Source organism: Rhodococcus sp. IEGM 1318 (assembly GCF_033142465.1).
Taxonomy (GTDB): Bacteria; Actinomycetota; Actinomycetes; order Mycobacteriales; family Mycobacteriaceae; genus Rhodococcus_F; species Rhodococcus_F qingshengii_B.
In genome coordinates, this window is sequence record NZ_JAWLSC010000001.1 from 782,450 (window position 1) to 800,777 (window position 18,328).

Consider the following 18,328-nt stretch of genomic DNA (forward strand, 5'->3'; position numbering starts at 1 on the left):
GGTGAGTGAGACGGCAACACGCAGCAAGGTCACCATTCCGCGGGCGCGGTTGGTGCACCGAACTGCGCCGTCTCCGATACCCCGATCGTGGGACGAAGGGACGGCGCGGCTGTTCGCTCCGCCGTCAGAAGATCCATTCCAGCTCGCATTCGGTTCGGTGTCATTCGGCTCGGCGGCCGCCTGGAATCCCTGGCAGGTGCTGGGCAGCCCTGGAACCGGCAAGACGTCCCTTCTCGTGGATCTGGCAGTGCAGAAGATCTCCGGTGGCGAAGATCCTGAATCGGTCCTGGTGCTCACCCAGTCACGCCGGGCAGCGACGCAGGTCCGAGAGCAGATCACAGCCGGATTGCTCGGGTACGAACAAGAACGCGGGCCGCAGGCAACTCGTGAGCCGTTGGTCCGCACCGTTCACTCCTACGCCTTTGCTGTTCTTCGGCTTCAAGCCGCAGCACACGGCAACGCGCCGCCACGCCTGATCACCGGCGCCGAGCAGGATTCGGTGCTGCGAGAGATGTTGCGCGGCGACATCGAAGACGGCGCGCTCCGGTGGCCGGAGCGTCTGCGACCCGCGCTGGGCTTGAACGGCTTTGCCGTAGAACTCAGAGACCTGATGCTGCGTGCCAACGAACGCGGACTCGGTCCCGAAGATCTGGTCAAGCTCGGCAAGAAGCGCGGCCGACCCGAGTGGGTGGCGGCCGGCCGGTTCGCCGAGGCGTACGAGCAGGGTGTGCTGCTGCGCGGCAGTGTCGGTGTCGAGGCTCCGGAGGCCACAGCGCCGGCGCTGGACGCAGCTGAGTTGATCGGCGCCGCGCTGACCGCGTTTGCCACCGACCCCGAGCTCCTCCGCTCCGAGCGCGCCCGTATCCGGCACCTGCTGGTCGACGACGCGCAGCACCTGGATCCTCAGGCGGCGCAACTGGTTCGACTGATCGGAACCGGAACCGTGGGCACTGTCATCGCCGGCGATCCGGATCAGTCGGTCTTCGGGTTCCGCGGTGCGGATTCGGCGTTCCTGCTCGGACTCGCCGAGCGCGGAGACGAGCGCCAGATCGTCCTGCCCACAATGTTTCGAAACAATGCCGACGTCGCGTCGATCTCGGCCAAGATCGCTGCGCGGCTGCCCGGCAATCTCGCTCACCGGATCGCGGTTCCGTCCGACCTCACCGATGAGGACCCCGGACGGGCGTCGGTGCGTGTTCTCGGCACGACGGCCAAAGAAGCGGCAGTTGTTGCAGATACCTTGCGCCGGGCACATCTGCTGGACGGGATTGCGTGGTCCGACATGGCAGTCATCGTGCGGTCGGTCCCGCGCACCCTTGCCCCTCTCCGGCGGGCCCTGCTCGCAGCGGGGGTGCCCGTCACCACTGCTGCCACCGAATTGCCGCTCGCCAGGCAACACGGCGTGTCCGGCCTGTTGCTGGTCCTTCGGGCGCTCGGAGGCGATCAGTTCACCGGGGACGACGCTCTGGCCCTGATGGCCGGCCCGATCGGCGGCGCCGAACCGGTTACCCTGCGCCGGTTGCGTCGTGGTCTGCGCCGCGTCGAGTTGGCGTCGGGAAGTGATCGGGACTCGTCGGAGTTGTTGCGGCTGATCCTGATCGACGAGGATCGTGCGCAGTCCAAGCGGCTCATGGGCAAACTGACGGACGTCGAGGCTGCTGCCCTGAATCGAGTGCTGTCGGTCCTTCGCAAGGCCCGGGTACCTCTCGAGCGTGGTCTCGGGGTCGAGGAAGTTCTCTGGGCGGCCTGGCAAGCGACGGGCCTGGAACGGCGCTGGGCGGCTGCGTCGGCACGTGGGGGACCTATCGGCTCACAAGCTGATCGCGACCTGGACGCCGTCGTCGCACTCTTCGACGCGGCCGCCAACTACGTCGACCGGCTGCCGCGTTCGCAACTCGCCGGTTTTGTCGACTATTTGACCAGCCAGGAGATACCGACCGACTCGCGGAGCCGATCGGTCATTGCTCCCGACGCCGTCACCGTGGTCAGCGCTCACGCCGCGGCGGGTCGCGAATGGGCCGTCGTGGCGGTGGCGGGTGTGCAGGAGGGGCTCTGGCCGAGTTTGCGGGCACGCGGATCGCTGCTGCGCACCGAAGCGCTGATCGACCTGGTCAACGGAGTCTCCGACGGCAGTGACTCGGCTGCTGAACGACTCTCGCGAACCGCGCCCCTGCTGGCCGAAGAACGCAGGTTGTTCCTGGTCGCCTGTAGCCGTGCTCGTCGCCGTCTGCTGATCACCGCAGTCGAATCGGCTTCGGGGGACACCGATCTGGTGCCTTCGCGGTTCGTGGACGAATTGATCCGGGGTGACGCGTACTCGGACGACCCGACTTCCGATCTCGACGTCGTTGCACCGGAGACCGGAGATACCCGTGTTCTGTCGCTGCCGGCACTGGTCGCACAGCTTCGCAGTGTGGTGTGTGATCCCGACATCGCGCATTTCGACCCCGAGAAGCATTCCCGCGCCGCACACCAGTTGGCGCGTCTCGCTGCTGCCGGAGTACGAGGCGCTCATCCGGATCAGTGGTACGGCACAGCCGAGCCGAGCACGGCTGCTCCCATGTGGCAACCCGAGGACGGACCGGTATCACTCTCGCCGTCCACCATCGAGCTTCTCGAAACATGCCCTCTCCGATGGGTGTTCGAGCGTCATGGTGGCAGCGACGGAGACAACACCCACGCGATCGCCGGCACCCTGGTCCATACCTTGGTCCAGGCACTGGCCGGCCGGATTCCACCGGACCAGGTCGAGAAGGCACTCGAAAATGCCTGGGAGTCGATCGATCTGGGTTCGCAGTGGTACTCGCGCCGCGAGCTCAATCGAACGCGCGAGATGCTGGCGACGTTCACCGCCTGGATGAACGCAACTCGCGGTGAACTGACCGAAGTCGGCGTCGAGGTTGCGGTCGAGGGGGTCCTCGAACCGCGCGAAGAAGGAGCGCCTGCGGTCAAGCTTCGCGGCCGGATCGACCGGCTCGAACGTGACACCGAAGGACGCCCGGTGGTCGTCGACGTGAAGACTGCGCGAAATCCCGTCAGTAACGAGGCCGCGCAATCTCACGCGCAGTTGGCGGCATACCAGGTCGCAGCGGCCGAAGGTGCGATAGCAGGCGAACCGGCGACACAACCCGGCGGCGCACGCTTGGTATTCGTGGCCAAGTCCAACAAGAAAGACGGTGCGGCGCAGCGAGTTCAGCCGCCGTTGACTGCCGAAGCAGTCGAGATGTGGCGAGACGTCATTCACAACGCTGCGGCAGCGACTCAAGGACCCGAGTACCTGGCCAGGGTCAACGACGGATGTAGACATTGCCCGGTGCGTTCGAGTTGCCCGGCACACGACGAGGGACGACAGGTGAGTAACTAAGTGGCTGCCGCGACGCAGAAGGCACGCCGACCGAAGATCGACCCTGTCGACCTCGCGGTCGCGCTCGGTCAGCACCCGCCGACGCCGGAGCAGGCGGCAGTGATCGCCGCACCGCTCGGTCCGACATTGGTGGTCGCCGGCGCCGGTGCCGGTAAGACAGAGACGATGGCTGCTCGCGTCGTGTGGCTGGTGGCCAACGGCTTCGTCGATCCCGAGGCCGTTCTCGGATTGACCTTCACGCGCAAAGCGGCGCAACAGCTCACGTCGCGAATCCGCAAGCGCTTGGCGCGACTGGCGGGTTCGGACGTGCTGCGGGCACTCGACCCCACCGGCGGAGTGCGCTCCCGGATTCTGGCCGGGGAACCCGAAGTCAGTACCTACCACGCTTACGCGGGACGGTTGCTGTCCGAACACGGACTGTTGTTGCCCATCGAACCCTCGGCGACGCTGTTGTCCGAGACCGAACTGTGGCAGGTCGCGCACCGCGTCGTGAGCGGTTGGGACAGCGATCTGGACACCGACAAGAATCCGGGGTCGATCGCCGAAACCGTTCTGGCCCTTGCCGGTCAGTTGGCGGAGCATCTGGTCGATCCCGAGCAGCTGCTCGAGGCGCACACCGAGTTGGACAAGTTGATTCACACTCTGCCTGCCGGTCCGAAACAGCGGGGTGGACCGAGCAAAGAACTACTGAATTACCTTGATGTGCAACACAAACGCATTGATCTACTGCCCCTCGTCGCCCGGCTCGGCGAGACGTTGCGGCGCGAAGGTGCATTGGACTTCGGAAGTCAGATGTCGCTGTCGGCGCGGGTCGCTTCAGAGCATCCCGAGGTCGGGCAGACCGAGCGTGAGCGCTTTCGGGTAGTCCTTCTCGACGAGTACCAGGACACCGGTCACGCTCAGCGAGTGTTGTTGTCGTCGTTGTTCGGTGGGGGAGCTGACGGCCGGTTGGCGTTGACGGCCGTCGGCGATCCGATGCAGTCGATCTACGGTTGGCGCGGCGCGTCGGCGGCCAACCTGCCCCGGTTCGCAACCGATTTCCCGCTCGCCAACGGAAAGCCGGCTCCGACACTCGAACTGCTCACCAGTTGGCGCAACCCGCCGGAGGCTCTCGAGCTGGCCAACCTGTCTTCGGCGCCGTTGCGTCGACGCGGCGTGGCCGTCAGCACTCTTCGTGCGCGGCCAGGAGCCGTCGCCGGAGACGTTCGACTGGCGTTACTCGGCGACGTCGAACAGGAACGTCAGTGGGTGGCGGAGAAAATCGCCGAAGAATACGAGGCGGCACGCGCCGAAGACCGCCCGACGCCCACGGCAGCAGTGTTGATCCGCCGAAACGCGGACGCTGCCCCGCTGGCCGAAGCTCTGCGGTCCAAAGGTCTGCCGGTCGAAGTGGTCGGACTCGGTGGTCTTCTGCACACCCCTGAGGTGGCGGACGTGATCGCCATGCTCCGAGTGGTCGCCGATCCACTGGCGGGCAGCGCAGCGGCTCGGCTACTCACCGGAGCGAGATGGCAAATCGGGGCGAAGGACCTCGCCGCACTCTCGCAACGCTCCCGCGAACTCGCCATCTCCGCGGGATACGGAACTGCAGGTGCGGTCACCGACGCCGAGGCGCTCACCTCGGCGGTCCACGATGCATTGCCGGGGGAGAACGCCGAGCAAGCAGGCTTGGTCGACTCGATCTCCGATCCAGGTCCGGCGGAGCGCTATTCAGCCCTCGGGTACACACGCATCAACGCGATAGCGGCAGAGTTGGCGTCGTTGCGCGAACGCATCGGCCAACCGCTCACCGAATTGGTGGCGGAGGTCGAGCGGGTGCTCGGTATCGGAATCGAGGCGGGAGCGCGGACCCGAGTCGGTGTCGTCGGCACTGCAGGCCGTGAGCATCTCGACGCGTTTGCCGACGTCGTCGCCAATTACGCGACGCGTCCGACGGCCAATCTGACCGGGATGCTCGCATTCTTCGCGGCCGCCGAACAGATCGAAAAGGGCCTCGCCCCGGGCGAGGTGGAGGTGGCGCCGGATCGCGTGCAGATCTTGACCGTGCACTCGGCGAAGGGTCTGGAATGGGAAGTGGTCGCGATCCCGCATGTCAGCGACGGGGTGTTCCCCTCGTCCACCGCGTCCGGGTCCTGGCTCGGTGCCCTCGCCGAACTGCCGCCGTCGTTGCGCGGTGACCGGGCCGTCGACGCGGATTCGGCGGATGGTGTGCCAGTGCTCGACCTCGAGGAGTTGTACAACCGCAAGGACCTCGAGAACGCGATAGCGGCTCACAAGAAGGCACTGTCCAACCGTCGACTGGACGAGGACCGTCGGTTGTTCTACGTCGCGCTGACCAGAACCGAACGGGCACTGTTCATCTCGGCTCATCACTGGGCAGAATCCGGTTCGGAACCGAAGGGGCCTTCGGAGTTCCTGGACGAGCTGCATCAGATGGTCACTGCCGAAAACGGCGCCAGTGAAGATGGTTCACGCGGTGTGATCGGCGTTGTGGAGGAATGGGCGCCGGCGCCGGAACCCGACACCGAGAACCCGTTGGCATCTACGCCCCGGACGGCGCAGTGGCCACCCGATCCGCTGGGTGGGCGCCGCGGGGCCGTCGAGGCGGGAGCCGCGAGCGTCCTGTCCGCTCTCGTATCGCTGCCGCAAAACAGTGAAGAGACGGAAGAACCGGAGGACGATCCGGAAAACTGGGCTTCGGACGTCGACGTTCTCTTGGCCGAGCGCGAAGCCCGGGCAAACGCGCGTGCCGAAGTGATTCTTCCCGCACAGCTTTCGGTGACTCAGCTCGTCGACCTCAAAGCCGATCCGGACGAACTCGCGGCACGTCTGCGTAGACCACTGCCGTACCCACCGAATCCGCTCGCTCGGCGAGGCACGGCTTTTCACGCCTGGATCGAGCGAAGGTTCGGTGCGACCCGGCTGTTGGATCTCGACGAACTACCCGGCGCCGCGGATACCGGCGCGGGCCCCGAGACCGATCTGGTGAAACTGCAGGATGCATTCCTGCGGTCCCCGTGGGCCAATCGCAGCCCGATCGAAGTGGAAGTTCCCTTCGAGACTTCTATTGCGGGAACGGTTTTGCGAGGTCGGATCGACGCTGTGTTCGCCGATCCAGACGGCGGATGGACGGTGATCGACTGGAAGACCGGTGCCGAACCTTCAGCCGCCAACGAGGACGCTGTTGTGATGCAGTTGGCCGCGTATCGGGTGGCCTGGGCCGAATTGATGTCAGCCAGAGCTCGTTCGGCAGGGCGCAACGAACAGTTTCCGGCCGACAAGGTGCGCGCGGCGTTTCACTACGTGCGATCGGGTCGCACCATCGCCCCCGAGAACCTGCCGGACGGTGAGGCTCTCGCGCACCTCATCCGAACGGCAGGCGCGCAGGACTAGCTGGCGTTTCGACGAGCTTTGAGCGCTTCGGTCACCAGCGGAACCTGCAGGGGGAGACGTGCGATCGAACCGATCTTCTGCGGCGTGGATGTCTTCGGGCTTCGGCACCAGTCGATCGCCATCTGAATGTTGGCGGGGAACACGGCAACAAAGAGCGCGGCGGCAAGGCCCGCGCCGAGCTTGCGAGTCTTCGGCACAGCCAAGGCCGCGCCGATCGCCAATTCCGCGACACCCGACACCTGCGTGTAGGTGCGCGCCTGACCGGGAAGCTGGCGGGGAACGGTGCTGTCGAAGAAGGAGGGCGCGACAAAATGCATGGTCCCTGCGCCGAGAAGGAGGGCCGACAAACGAAGAGCGGCTGCTTGGCTGGGAGTGGACGTCGAACTGGTGAAAGGCATTTGCCCAGCCTGCCTGACGGTGGCTCCACTTGCCAGTACCGGTGCCGGTATCGGCGCCACTACCGGCGCGCTATTCGGCGCCCGAGTTCCGAAGTCGATCTTCGAGGGTTACGCTGCCTGCCGATGTCCGTGTAGGTATTTCGTAAGTTCGAGTGAGAGAGTCGCTGTATGGCCGGTAAGCTCCGGGCGCGTTTGACCAGGTCGGAAGCATTGACCGATCAGCCTGACTTCGCCCTTGTCGGGGTGCTGCGAATTCCCCAGCTGCAGACCAGTCCAGCTCGGGCCATCTACAAGCGAGTTCTCATCGCGTTGAGTGCTCTCGGCGCCGCCGTGTTGATCGTGTACATCGATCGTGCGGGCTACCGTGACGCTCAGGACAACGAACTTTCCCTACTCGATTGCATCTACTATGCGACGGTTTCGCTCTCGACCACCGGCTACGGCGACATCACCCCGTTCACGCCGTCCGCGCGCCTGGTCAACGTTCTGTTGATCACGCCACTTCGAATCTTCTTCTTGATCGTGTTGGTCGGCACCACACTTTCAGCTCTGACCGAGAGTTCGCGTCAGGCGTTCAAAATTCAGCGTTGGAGGCAGCACGTGCGTAATCACACCGTCGTCGTCGGATACGGAACCAAGGGGCGCACGGCAATCGAAGCCATGCTCGGGGACGGTGTGCCGGCGTCGGAGATCGTGGTCGTCGACACCGATCAGGCCGTACTGGATTCCGCTGCCAGTAAGGGGTTGGTGACGGTATTCGGTTCGGCTACGAAATCGGACGTACTTCGGTTGGCCGGCGCGCAGAATGCGTCGTCGATCATCGTGGCAACCAACCGCGACGACACCGCAGTGCTCGTGACGCTGACAGCTCGGGAAATTGCGCCGAAGGCCAAGATCGCCGCAGCCATCCGTGAAGCCGACAATGCGCATCTCCTCCGTCAGTCCGGCGCAGACTCGGTGGTCGTCTCTTCGGAGACGGCCGGCCGACTCCTCGGCATCGCGACCACGACGCCGACCGTCGTGGAGATGATCGAAGACCTGCTGACTCCGGAAGCCGGATTCGCGATCGCCGAGCGCGCCGTCGAGCGTGACGAGGTCGGTGGCTCTCCGCGTCATCTCTCCGACATCGTGCTCGGAGTCGTTCGAGACGGCCGTCTGGTTCGCGTCGGTTCGCCCGAGGTGGACGCCGTCGAGGAGAACGATCGCCTGCTGTACATCCGCCGCGTCACGAACTGAGTGCTACCGAGCTTCGTGCGCGCAGTAATGTCGTGAGCGTGAACGACTTCCAGCTGACCGAAACACCTCTGCTCTCACGTTCGAGCGTCGGCCGCGCCGAGGAATTGCGGTCGGACGCCGCTGCACTGACCACGGGGTGGGCGGATGCGCTGCTTCTACGGGTGAATTCACGGGGTCAGGTCAAGGTGTCGCCGGAAGGTCAGTTGGTCTTCGCCGAGGCAACCGAGTTGGGACCCGAACCGGTGCGCGGTGCGGTGTTCCTGGGAATTCGCGAGAATCGCCACGTGTGGGCGGTGCGGGTGTCGCTGTTGGCGGGCACGTTGTCCGAATTGCGGATGCTCGGCGGAACACTCGACGACGCGGACGCCGGCCTGTTGACCGGTGCCGTCGCGATTCTCAACTGGCACGACAGTGCCGGATTCAGCGCTATCGACGGCGCACCGAGTGAGCCCACCATGTCCGGCTGGTCTCGCATCTCCACGTCCACGGGCCACGAGGAGTTTCCCCGAACCGATCCGGCGGTCATCTGCCTGGTGCACGACGGCGGCGATCGAGTTCTGCTCGCGCGTCAGCCGACCTGGCCGCAGCGGCGTTTCTCGATTCTCGCGGGATTTGTCGAGGCCGGGGAGTCGCTCGAAACGTGTGTTGTCCGCGAGATCAAGGAAGAGGTCGGTATCGACGTGCACAGCGTCCGATACCTCGGCAGCCAGCCCTGGCCGTTCCCGCGCTCGGTGATGTTGGGCTTTGCCGCAATCGGCGATCCCGCAGCTCCGCTGCTGTTCGCGGACGGCGAGATCGCCGAGGGCACCTGGTTCACCAAGGACGAGGTGCGCGCCGCTCTCGAACTCGGCGACTGGGGTTCGGAAGCGGACGCGCCACTGCTGCTGCCCGGATCGATCTCCATCGCTCGCGGAATGCTCGAGAGCTGGGTCAAGTAAGAGCTGGATCGAGTAGCAGCCGGAGAAGATCTACAGACCTAGGGCCTGCTTGACCTGGTTGAGCGACGGGTTGGTCGCGACGCTGCCGTCGCCGTACTTCACGGTCGGAACGACGTGATTGCCACCGTTGACGCTGCCGACGAAATCGGCTGCCGCCGGATCGTTCTCGATGTCGATCTCGGTGTACTCGATCCCCGACGCATTGAGCTGCGTCTTGAGGCGGCGGCAGTAGCCGCACCACGTGGTCGAGTAGATGGTCAGGGCAGGCGCGTTTTCGGTAGAAGTCACGGCCGATATAACACCACGACCGAGAGCGTTGTTCCGTATCGGCCCGTGTTCTCTTGCCCACATACCGTCGGGCGCGGCGATTGGAGTGTCGGAACGTCCTGCCATGATGGTGCCCATGCCTGCGGACACCGGACTGGATCCAGAACAATCGGCCGCCGTGCTCGCGCCACGCGGCCCGGTGTGCGTCCTTGCGGGCGCTGGAACAGGCAAAACCCGCACCATCACACGTCGGATCGCTCATCTGGTTGCCGACGGTCATGTGTCGGCCGGTCAGGTGCTTGCCGTGACATTCACAGCTCGTGCGGCCGGGGAGATGCGTGGACGTCTCCGTGAGCTGGGCGTCGGCGGGAGTGGGCCGCAGGTGCAGGCTCGAACCTTTCACGCCGCTGCTCTCCGGCAACTGAAGTACTTCTGGCCGCAGGTTGTCGGTGACACGCCCTGGCGTCTGCTCGACCGAAAGTTTGCAGTTGTCAGTAGCGCCGCAGCTCGGGTGGGATTGCCCACCAGCACGGAAAGCGTCCGGGACCTCGCCAGCGAAATCGAATGGTCGAAGGCTTCGCTGATCGCGCCGGAGGATTATCCACGCGCGATCGCCAAGATTCGCCGTGAGGCACCGGTCGATGCCACCAAGGTGGCCGAGGTTTATGCGGCATACGAAGAGCTGAAGGCACGCGGCCAGGACGGCATGCTCCTGGACTTCGACGATCTCCTACTTCACACAGCGGCAGCTCTCGAAGAGCATTCGACGGTCGCCGACGAGTTCCGCGAGCGGTATCGCTGCTTCGTCGTCGACGAGTATCAGGACGTCACCCCACTTCAGCAGCGTGTGCTCGACGCCTGGCTGGGGGACCGCGACGACCTGACCGTGGTGGGCGATGCGAATCAGACTATCTACTCCTTCACCGGCGCCACCCCGAACTACCTGTTGGACTTCTCCCGCAAATTCCCCGAGGCGACTGTCGTCCGGCTCGAACGGGACTACCGCTCCACGCCTGAGGTCGTGTCGTTGGCGAACCGCGTGATCGGTGCGGCGCGCGGGCGGATCGCCGGGACGCGTCTGCAGTTGATCGGGCAGCGCGCACCGGGGCCCGAGCCGGAGTTCATGGAGTTCGACGACGAGCCGGCCGAGGCGCTCGGCGTTGCGCGGGCGATCAAACGGCTGATCGCGGCAGGCACCCCCGCCGCCGAGATCGCTGTTCTGTACCGGATCAATGCCCAGTCCGAGGCGCACGAGCAGGCGCTCACCAAGCTCGGCATCCCGTTCCAGGTGCGCGGTGGAGAGGGCTTCTTCACCCGCACCGAGGTCCGTCAGGCGGTGGCGGCGCTGCGCCAGGCTGCCGGACGCGACGACCTCCCCGAAGGTGCAGACAACGGCGAAGCGCTGGTCTCACTCGTCCGCGCCGTACTCGCTCCGCTCGGCCTGACCAACGAGGAGCCTGCGGGTACTCAGGCACGCGAACGCTGGGCGTCGCTCTCGGCTCTCGTGGCGCTGACCGAAGAACAACTCGTCCACGAACCCGAACTGACGCTGACCGGGCTTCTGCAGGAGCTCACGGCCAGAGCCGAGGCGCGGCACCCACCGACAGTGCAGGGCGTGACGCTGGCTTCGCTCCACGCGGCCAAGGGGCTCGAATGGGATGCGGTGTTCCTGGTCGGCCTCAACGACGGCACCCTGCCGATCCAACACGTTCTCGGCGACGCCAATTCGGGCGCCGACGACGTCGCGGTGGAGGAGGAGCGTCGGCTTCTCTACGTGGGGGTGACCCGAGCTCGTGAGCATCTGCAACTGTCGTGGGCGCTGGCCCGCAACGAGGGCGGACGCAAGTCCCGTCGTCGGTCGAGGTTCCTCAACGGACTCATCCCGGAGGATTCGCCGGCCTCGCGCGTTGCCGCGCCGTCGTCGGGGAACAAGAAGCGTCCGCGCTGCCGCGTATGCGGCAAACCGTTGATCGGGACGTCGGCGACAATGCTCGGACGCTGCGAGAAGTGCCCGTCCAATGTCGACCTGGAATTGCTCGAACATCTCAAGGCCTGGCGTCTGGACAAATCCCGTGAACTCAAAGTTCCGGCCTATGTCGTCTTCAGTGACAACACACTGATGGCTATTGCCGAACAACGACCACAAGACAATCGTGGACTGGTCTCGATTCCCGGAATCGGGCCGAAGAAACTCGACAATTTCGGTGAAGACGTACTTGCTGTCATTCGCGGTGAACTGAGAGCGGCAACACTCGATATCTGACAACACATCTGAATCGACAACCGTGAGTTACATAACCGCAGGTCAAAAATAGGTTGTGCAGATTCGAGAGATTCTCTACTCTGGTTTTCAGTGTTACGGGGCAACCTGTGCGCAGAAACTATCCGGACCGACACGAAATGGAGGTGGCAAATAAATGACGAACTTGATCTCTTACGAAGCGTGCGCAAGCGCAAAGTTCGCTGTTGCCGCCCCCATGCTGCCGCGTGCAGCGGGATGGGCGCAGCATGCGTTCCGCCTGCGCCCTCAAGCAGCAGCAAAGAAAGCAGCTGTCGAGTCCGTGTTCTTAAGCCATCGAGGTATTTCTCGGTAGGACACATCCGTTCACTTACGGCCACGGACCCGCAGCCCCTGCGGACCGTGGCCTTTGTGTTGGATACCCCTCTTGATCTGGTTTCCGACTCGGCTCAGGTTCGCACCCATCGAACCCATATCGTGCGACACAGTTTCGCATCCGAGCACTAGGAGACCGAGTTGTCTGCCCAGACAATCCGCGTGGAATCCGAAAACTCCACCACTGCAGTAACATCCACCGACGTCACTTCGGCTGCAGTGACATTCATCGAGGTCGCGTCCACCCGCCGCGACCTGCCGTGCCGGGCATCCAACCCCGATCTCTGGTTCGCCGAAGCTCCGGCCGAACTCGAGCAGGCCAAGGCACTGTGCGCGCAGTGCCCCATCCGTTCCCGTTGTCTCAGTGCGGCTCTCGACCGCGCCGAGCCCTGGGGGGTGTGGGGAGGCGAGATCCTCGATCAGGGTGCCGTCATAGCGCGCAAGAGACCGAGGGGGCGCCCACGCAAGCAACTCGTGTGCGCGTGAGAGCCCTATTCGGCGGAGCCGGTGTCTTATTCGGCGGAGCCGGTGTCATCCAGAACCGGCTCCGCGAACCCTGGCAACCAACGAGTCAGGATTTCCATGTACGGGGCATATGCGTCCAACTGGGCGCATATGCCGACCGAACCGAGAAGAACACGGAAGATCATCAAATACTCGGCCGGAAGGTTGAGTGCACGAGCCGTTCGGAACTGCGCACTGTTGAAGTCAGTGGCGGTTCCGGCGGCCTTTTGCAGCCATGCCCGAGTGAAGTGAAATGACTCGGTCTGAATCGGGTCGGTGAACGGTCGCAGGTAATCCGCGATCTCCTTGTCGGTCACCATGCGCCCGGGAATCACGAAACCGTTGGCGCGCAACAACTCCGTCAACTCATCGAATTGTTCCTCGACCGCCAGACGCACCATCGTGCCGAGAACCCGCGGCAGTCCGTTCGGGAACGGCGCTGCAGCACCGAAGTCGATGACGCCGAGTCGGCCGTCCTCGAGAAGCATGAAGTTGCCGGGGTGCGGGTCACAGTGGAGCAAGCCGACACGGGCCGGAGATGCGAAGTGGAACTCGGCGAGTAGTGCACCGGCAGCATTGCGCTGATCCGGCGTTCCGCTTTCGATGATTCTGGTCAACGGGGTTGCCGTCATCCATTCGGTCACGACCACCTTCGGCGCGCTCGCAACGACGTGCGGGATCACGAATTGCGGATCCCCGTCGAATTCTTTCGCGAATGCTCGCTGATTGTTCGCCTCGATCCGATAGTCGAGTTCTTCCTCCGTGCGAGCGGTGAACTCTTCGATCACGGGTCGCACGTCGACACCGGGCATGACCGAACCGAACAGTCCGGCAAATCTGCCCAAGGTCTTGAGATCGGCGCGAAGAGCTTCGTCGGCGCCGGGGTACTGGACTTTGACGGCCACGTCACGTCCGTCCGCCCAGACGGCTCGGTGAACCTGCCCGATGCTTGCCGACGCGGTTGGTTCGTCGTCGAACGACTGGAATCGGTCGCGCCACTTGGTTCCGAGTTGCTGGTCGAGCATCTTGTGTACTTGCTTGGTCGGCAGCGGTGGGGCGGCGGCCTGGAGCTTGTTCAGCGACTCGCGGTACGGCTCGGCGAATTCCTCCGGAATTGCCGCCTCCATGACGCTGAGCGCTTGGCCCAGCTTCATCGCGCCGCCCTTGAGTTCGCCCAGCACCGCAAACAGTTGCTCGGCGGCCTTCGCGCTCAACTGCGCGTCGATCTCGCCTTTGTCGCCGCCGGCGAGCTTGCGTCCGAAGCCCATGGCGGCGCGACCGGCCATCCCCAGGGGGATGCTCGCGAGTTTGGCAGTACGGGCAGAACTCTTGCGTGGGATCTCGGACACCACACCATCATGTCTGACTGGGGCGTCCTTTGCCCGAAACAGGTGCCAGGTATTGGCAACTGCAGGATATTTGCCGAGGCCAGCGCCTCGTTGTGATTCGATACGGACGGAGCGCGATCTCGAGCGTCGACGACAGACTTGCTGCAGAGGCGGCACTGGGAAGGTCCACGACACTGGGTAGGTCCAGGGCACTGAGAGCCGCGTCGATCTCGGCCAGGGCCAGCGCGACACTTGCATGGATCATCGCCGATTCCGCGTGGCCCGCGCTGCCGAGTAGCTGCGCGGACAGATGAAGCCAATGAGGGTCGAGTTCGGATCGGATGATGTCGGCGCACCGCAGGCAACTCGACTGACCCGGTAGGACAAGAGGGCCGACCACACCGTTGCCGTCCCGGATACGGACGGAAAGGTGGGGGAGTCCGCACCGAACGAGATCGCTGACCAAGCGAGGATCTGTGACGACGTCGTCGGCCAAGACCACCAGTTGTTCGTTCCACGTGCGCACGACGTCGGTGTTGCGATACCCGCGCGAGCGTCGCGTGCTGGTGCCGCTGGTGACGAGTCCGCGCTCGACGGCGTCCGAGAGAGGACCGACGCCATGGATCCGGACGGACGCGGTGCTTGTGCCGGCAGTGTGGACGAATCCGGAATCGGCGAGTTGTTCGAGTAGCTCCTCCGTCACCGACGTCGAAATTCCGCGCTTCGACGCTTCCCAGAGGATGGTCGCGCGGGATCTCGAGCCGTCCATCGCGCGCAGGATCGACTTCACCGCCCGCGCATCGACCCCGACAGGCAGCGTCAGCAGGACAGCACGCCCGGGTGTCCATCCCAGCTGAAGCCGACCGTCCGGGCGCGACAGAACAGCGATCCGTGGATCCCATCGGGGTCCCACGGATCGCTGTGTGTTCTGTGTCGAGCTGTTCTGCGTGTCACCGGTCATCGCTCGATGCTGGCATGACGCTCGGCCGGCGAGTCCGCCTCAGCGGCAGTTATCCACAGGCTCTCAGCTTGGTTGAACTGCGAAAATGTGTCGAGAAGGAATTACTTCTCTTCGTCGTCCTCGAGGGTCTTGTCCATCGCGGCCTCAGCCGCACGCTCTTTTGCCTCGACGGCTTCGAGTTGGGCGATCGGGTCGTCGAAATTGCCGGCTTCGCCGCCGCCGAGGACACGGGCGACAAATCCGTCCGGTGCGTCGAGATCGCTCGAATCGGGCATCAGGTCGGGATGCGACCAGACGCCGTCACGAGTGTCCATACCGGCTTCCGCGGTGAGCTTCTGCCACAATCCTGCCGCTTCACGGACCTTACGAGGACGAAGTTCCAGTCCGACGAGCGTCGCAAAGGTCTGTTCGGCGGGGCCGCCGGTGGCACGGCGACGCCGCAACGTCTCGCTCATCGCGGCGACACCCGGCAGTCGCTCGCCGAGTGCGGCGGTGACGACCGTCTCCACCCAACCCTCGACCAGCGCAAGCAGTGTCTCGAGACGCTCGAGAGCGGCCTTCTGCTCCGGTGTGTTCTGCGGCTCGAACGTGCCCTGCTGCATCAGCGCTTCGAGTTTGCTCGGATCGGTGAGAGCGGACGGGTCGAGGTCCTTGGCGAATTCTTCCATCGCGGAGAAGTCCATCGTGATCCCGCGGGCGTACTCCTCGACTGTCGCGAGGACGCGCTGGCGCAGCCACGGAACGTGACTGTAGAGGCGCTGATGAGCTGCTTCCCGCGCGGCGAGGAACACGAGAACTTCCTGATGCGGCTGTTCGAGACCCTCACTGAAAGCCTGAACCGCAGCGGGGAGAAGAGCCGCGGTGCCTTCGGGTCCGAGGGGCAAGCCGATGTCCGTCGAGGAGAGCACCTCGGTGGACAGTTGGCCCAGTGCCTGGCCCAATTGCGAGCCGAACGCGAGTCCGCCCATCTGGCCGAGCATGCCCAGCATCGGGCCCGCCATCTGCTGTGCTTCGGCAGGAAGTCCCTGCACCCACATGCCCGATACCTTCTCGGCTACCGGATCACAGAGTCGCTTCCACGTGTCGATCGTATTGTCGAGCCAGTCGTTCGGCGTCCAGGCGAGGGTGCGGCTCGCTCCGGCGGGGAGCGTTGTCGCGGCGTCCAGCCACATCTCTGCCAGGTGCGCAGCGTCGGCGATCGCCTTGACATTGCCCTCGGTGATCGGTGTGACCGATCCGATCTGTTGGCGTGCCAGCTTCTTGGCGATGTCGTAGTTCACAGGGCCGGACGTACCGCCCTGGCCCATCGACGAGCCCATTCCGCTCAGCATCTGACCGAACTGAGTGAGCATCTGGCCGAGTTGAGCCGGATCGAATCCCTCACCGCCCGCGCCGAACCCGAACGGCGTGTCACCACCCCCGAACGGATTGCCACCCGCCGCGTTCTTGTCGCGATCGGGATCGTCGTCGGAGTTGGAGAAGCCGAACGGCATATTGCTCATACCTCAACGGTACAAGGGTTGAGCGGTCGGAGTCGCCCTCCGAGTCACGCTGACGGCGAACACGCACGGCGCTCAGGCGGTGCGATCGGTGCTCCGGCGCCTTCGCGCTTTACTCTGGATCAGGTGAATCGACGGATAGTGACGCTCTTGGCCGCACTCGCACCCATCGTCGTGTTGGGAGTCGTCGGAACAATGGTCACTGTTCCTTATGTCGCACTGGGTCCGGGCCCCACCTTCAACACGCTCGGCGACGTCGACGGTAAGCCCGTCGTCGACATCCAGGGGGCCGAGGTCGATCCCACCGAAGGCAACCTCAACATGACAACGGTGTCCGTTCGCGACGGCCTCAACATCTTTGAAGCATTCGGACTGTGGGCGAGCGGCAGTAACGGACTCGTCCCACGCTCGGAGATCTATCCGCCCGAGAAGTCGAAGGAAGAAATCCAGCAGGCCAACACCGCCGACTTCCAGCAGTCCGAGGACAGTGCCGAGTTGGCCGCACTCCACTTTCTCGGCAAGCCGGTGGCACTGACTGTTTCGAAGGTGACACCCGACGGTCCCGCTGCGGGTGCGCTGCAAGAAGGCGACGTCCTGGTCAAGATCGGGGACACTCCGGTGACCACCATCAGCGGCGTTCAGGACACGGTCGGGGCGATTGCGCCCGGCACTCCGATCAACGTCAACGTCGTTCGCGCGGGTGTGGAGACCGTTGTGCCGGTCACCGTCGGGGCGCGGCCCAACAAGCCCGAATCGGGTTACCTCGGCGTCACGCCGACCGAGGTCCCGGATGTCCCCTTCACCGTGCAGTTCAACCTCGCCGACATCGGTGGTCCTTCTGCCGGACTGATGTTCACACTGGCCTTGGTGGACAAGTTGACTCCAGGGGAGCTGAACGGCGGAAAGTTCGTGGCCGGAACGGGCACCATCGACTCCGCCGGTGAAGTGGGTCCGATCGGCGGCATCAGGTACAAGTTGATCGCCGCGTCCGAAGCAGGTGCGGAGACATTCCTGGTACCCGCCCAGAATTGTGACGAGGCGAAACAGAATGCGCCGGACGGGCTTCGACTCGTCAAGGTCGACAACCTGCCCGGCGCAGTGGACTCACTCGAGAGCCTCAACACCGGCGGCGACGCACCCCGCTGCTGAAAGCAGTCTCTGTCAGTCTTCTTCGACCTCGTCGAGCGTCGCGTACAGCGCGTGCACGAGGTGAGGTGCGAGACCGTCGTAGGTGAGCAGTTCCAGGTCGCCGTACGGATCCGCGTCCTCGTCGGGACGCATCTGCAACAGCGACAGCGACGGACCGTCACGCAGCACGCCGACGAACAGCCGAGCTTCGCGTCGATCGGGATGCGCGTTGGCAGTCAGTCGAGCGACCTCGTCCGCCGCGTGCTGATCGGTCAACACCGGCGCCGTGGCGTGGTCGAGATCCGATTCCGCCTCGGGCGGTAGGACGACGATTTCCTGCACCAAGATGCAACCCTGGACCGACTCGGGCCAATGCGTCGTTGCCAGGAACTCGTCGAGTGCCCGTGAACCGCCGATGATGTCCTCGGGGAGCGATTCCTGCTCGATCGGTGTGTATTCGGCACCCTCGGCAAGTTGGTCCAGCAGGCCGGGTTCGGCCGCGGCGAGCATTTCGGTGGGTACCAACGCGTACAGCTTCGGCGGTTGATCCCAGCCCTCGGCGTCGATGTGGTCGACTACTTCATGAACGCACCGGGCGAGGGCACTCGGTGATCTGCTCATATTCTCTTCACTCACACGTTCATCCTCGCACCTTCTGCCTGGCTTCCCGCTCTCCGTGTTGTCAACCCGTGACCGTT

Annotated in this window: 13 protein-coding genes; 7 read left to right on the forward strand and 6 right to left on the reverse strand. The window is 64.5% G+C overall.

What is annotated here, in order from left to right; translation table 11 throughout:
- Position 1 precedes the first annotated feature (1 nt).
- Together R4P65_RS03700 and R4P65_RS03705 are read left to right on the forward strand one after the other, a co-directional pair.
- Complete coding sequence (locus R4P65_RS03700) at positions 2 to 3,364, forward strand: ATP-dependent DNA helicase (protein ID WP_317825473.1); 3,363 nt, start codon at positions 2 to 4, stop codon at positions 3,362 to 3,364.
- Positions 3,365 to 6,757 (forward strand): ATP-dependent helicase, encoded by a 3,393-nt coding sequence (locus R4P65_RS03705; RefSeq protein WP_317825474.1) that lies wholly within the window; start codon positions 3,365 to 3,367, stop codon positions 6,755 to 6,757.
- On the opposite strand, the gene R4P65_RS03710 is transcribed toward R4P65_RS03705, so the two are convergent.
- The gene (locus R4P65_RS03710; protein WP_095969128.1) at positions 6,754 to 7,155 is read right to left on the reverse strand and encodes a hypothetical protein; all 402 of its coding nucleotides are present in this window, start codon (positions 7,153 to 7,155) and stop codon (positions 6,754 to 6,756) included. The two genes, R4P65_RS03705 and R4P65_RS03710, sit on opposite strands and share 4 nt — an antisense overlap.
- Positions 7,156 to 7,323: 168 nt before the next feature.
- Here R4P65_RS03710 and R4P65_RS03715 point away from each other — a divergent pair, with 168 nt between their 5' ends.
- Together R4P65_RS03715 and nudC are read left to right on the forward strand one after the other, a co-directional pair.
- The gene (locus R4P65_RS03715; RefSeq protein ID WP_230812664.1) at positions 7,324 to 8,391 is read left to right on the forward strand and encodes a potassium channel family protein; all 1,068 of its coding nucleotides are present in this window, start codon (positions 7,324 to 7,326) and stop codon (positions 8,389 to 8,391) included.
- A gap of 38 nt (positions 8,392 to 8,429) precedes the next feature.
- The gene (gene nudC, locus R4P65_RS03720; protein WP_007731249.1) at positions 8,430 to 9,329 is read left to right on the forward strand and encodes an NAD(+) diphosphatase; all 900 of its coding nucleotides are present in this window, start codon (positions 8,430 to 8,432) and stop codon (positions 9,327 to 9,329) included.
- A gap of 30 nt (positions 9,330 to 9,359) precedes the next feature.
- Here nudC and R4P65_RS03725 read toward each other — a convergent pair whose 3' ends face one another.
- Complete coding sequence (locus tag R4P65_RS03725; protein ID WP_003942350.1) at positions 9,360 to 9,617, reverse strand: mycoredoxin; 258 nt, start codon at positions 9,615 to 9,617, stop codon at positions 9,360 to 9,362.
- Positions 9,618 to 9,720: 103 nt separating this feature from the next.
- Here R4P65_RS03725 and R4P65_RS03730 point away from each other — a divergent pair, with 103 nt between their 5' ends.
- Together R4P65_RS03730 and R4P65_RS03735 are read left to right on the forward strand one after the other, a co-directional pair.
- Positions 9,721 to 11,859: an ATP-dependent DNA helicase UvrD2 gene (locus R4P65_RS03730; protein ID WP_317825475.1), complete on the forward strand. Its 2,139-nt coding sequence runs from the start codon at positions 9,721 to 9,723 to the stop codon at positions 11,857 to 11,859.
- 570 nt (positions 11,860 to 12,429) lie between these two features.
- Entirely contained in the window at positions 12,430 to 12,696 is a 267-nt protein-coding gene (locus R4P65_RS03735) for a WhiB family transcriptional regulator (RefSeq protein WP_269590699.1), read from the forward strand.
- Positions 12,697 to 12,722: 26 nt separating this feature from the next.
- On the opposite strand, the gene R4P65_RS03740 is transcribed toward R4P65_RS03735, so the two are convergent.
- The 3 genes from R4P65_RS03740 to R4P65_RS03750 all read right to left on the reverse strand — a co-directional run bounded on the left by R4P65_RS03740 (position 12,723) and on the right by R4P65_RS03750 (position 16,505).
- Positions 12,723 to 14,066, reverse strand: a complete 1,344-nt coding sequence (locus tag R4P65_RS03740; protein WP_317825476.1) for an ABC1 kinase family protein — start codon at positions 14,064 to 14,066, stop codon at positions 12,723 to 12,725.
- Between the two features lie 4 nt (positions 14,067 to 14,070).
- A complete protein-coding gene (locus R4P65_RS03745) occupies positions 14,071 to 15,003 on the reverse strand; it encodes a hypothetical protein (RefSeq protein WP_317825477.1) in 933 nt (310 codons plus the stop codon).
- Between the two features lie 101 nt (positions 15,004 to 15,104).
- The gene (locus R4P65_RS03750; protein WP_317825478.1) at positions 15,105 to 16,505 is read right to left on the reverse strand and encodes a zinc-dependent metalloprotease; all 1,401 of its coding nucleotides are present in this window, start codon (positions 16,503 to 16,505) and stop codon (positions 15,105 to 15,107) included.
- Between the two features lie 123 nt (positions 16,506 to 16,628).
- On the opposite strand from R4P65_RS03750, the gene R4P65_RS03755 reads away from it, so the two are divergent.
- On the forward strand, positions 16,629 to 17,651 hold the full coding sequence (locus R4P65_RS03755; protein WP_317825479.1) for a PDZ domain-containing protein: 1,023 nt from the start codon (positions 16,629 to 16,631) through the stop codon (positions 17,649 to 17,651).
- 12 nt (positions 17,652 to 17,663) lie between these two features.
- Here R4P65_RS03755 and R4P65_RS03760 read toward each other — a convergent pair whose 3' ends face one another.
- A complete protein-coding gene (locus tag R4P65_RS03760; protein WP_019747831.1) occupies positions 17,664 to 18,266 on the reverse strand; it encodes a PPA1309 family protein in 603 nt (200 codons plus the stop codon).
- Positions 18,267 to 18,328 lie beyond the last annotated feature (62 nt).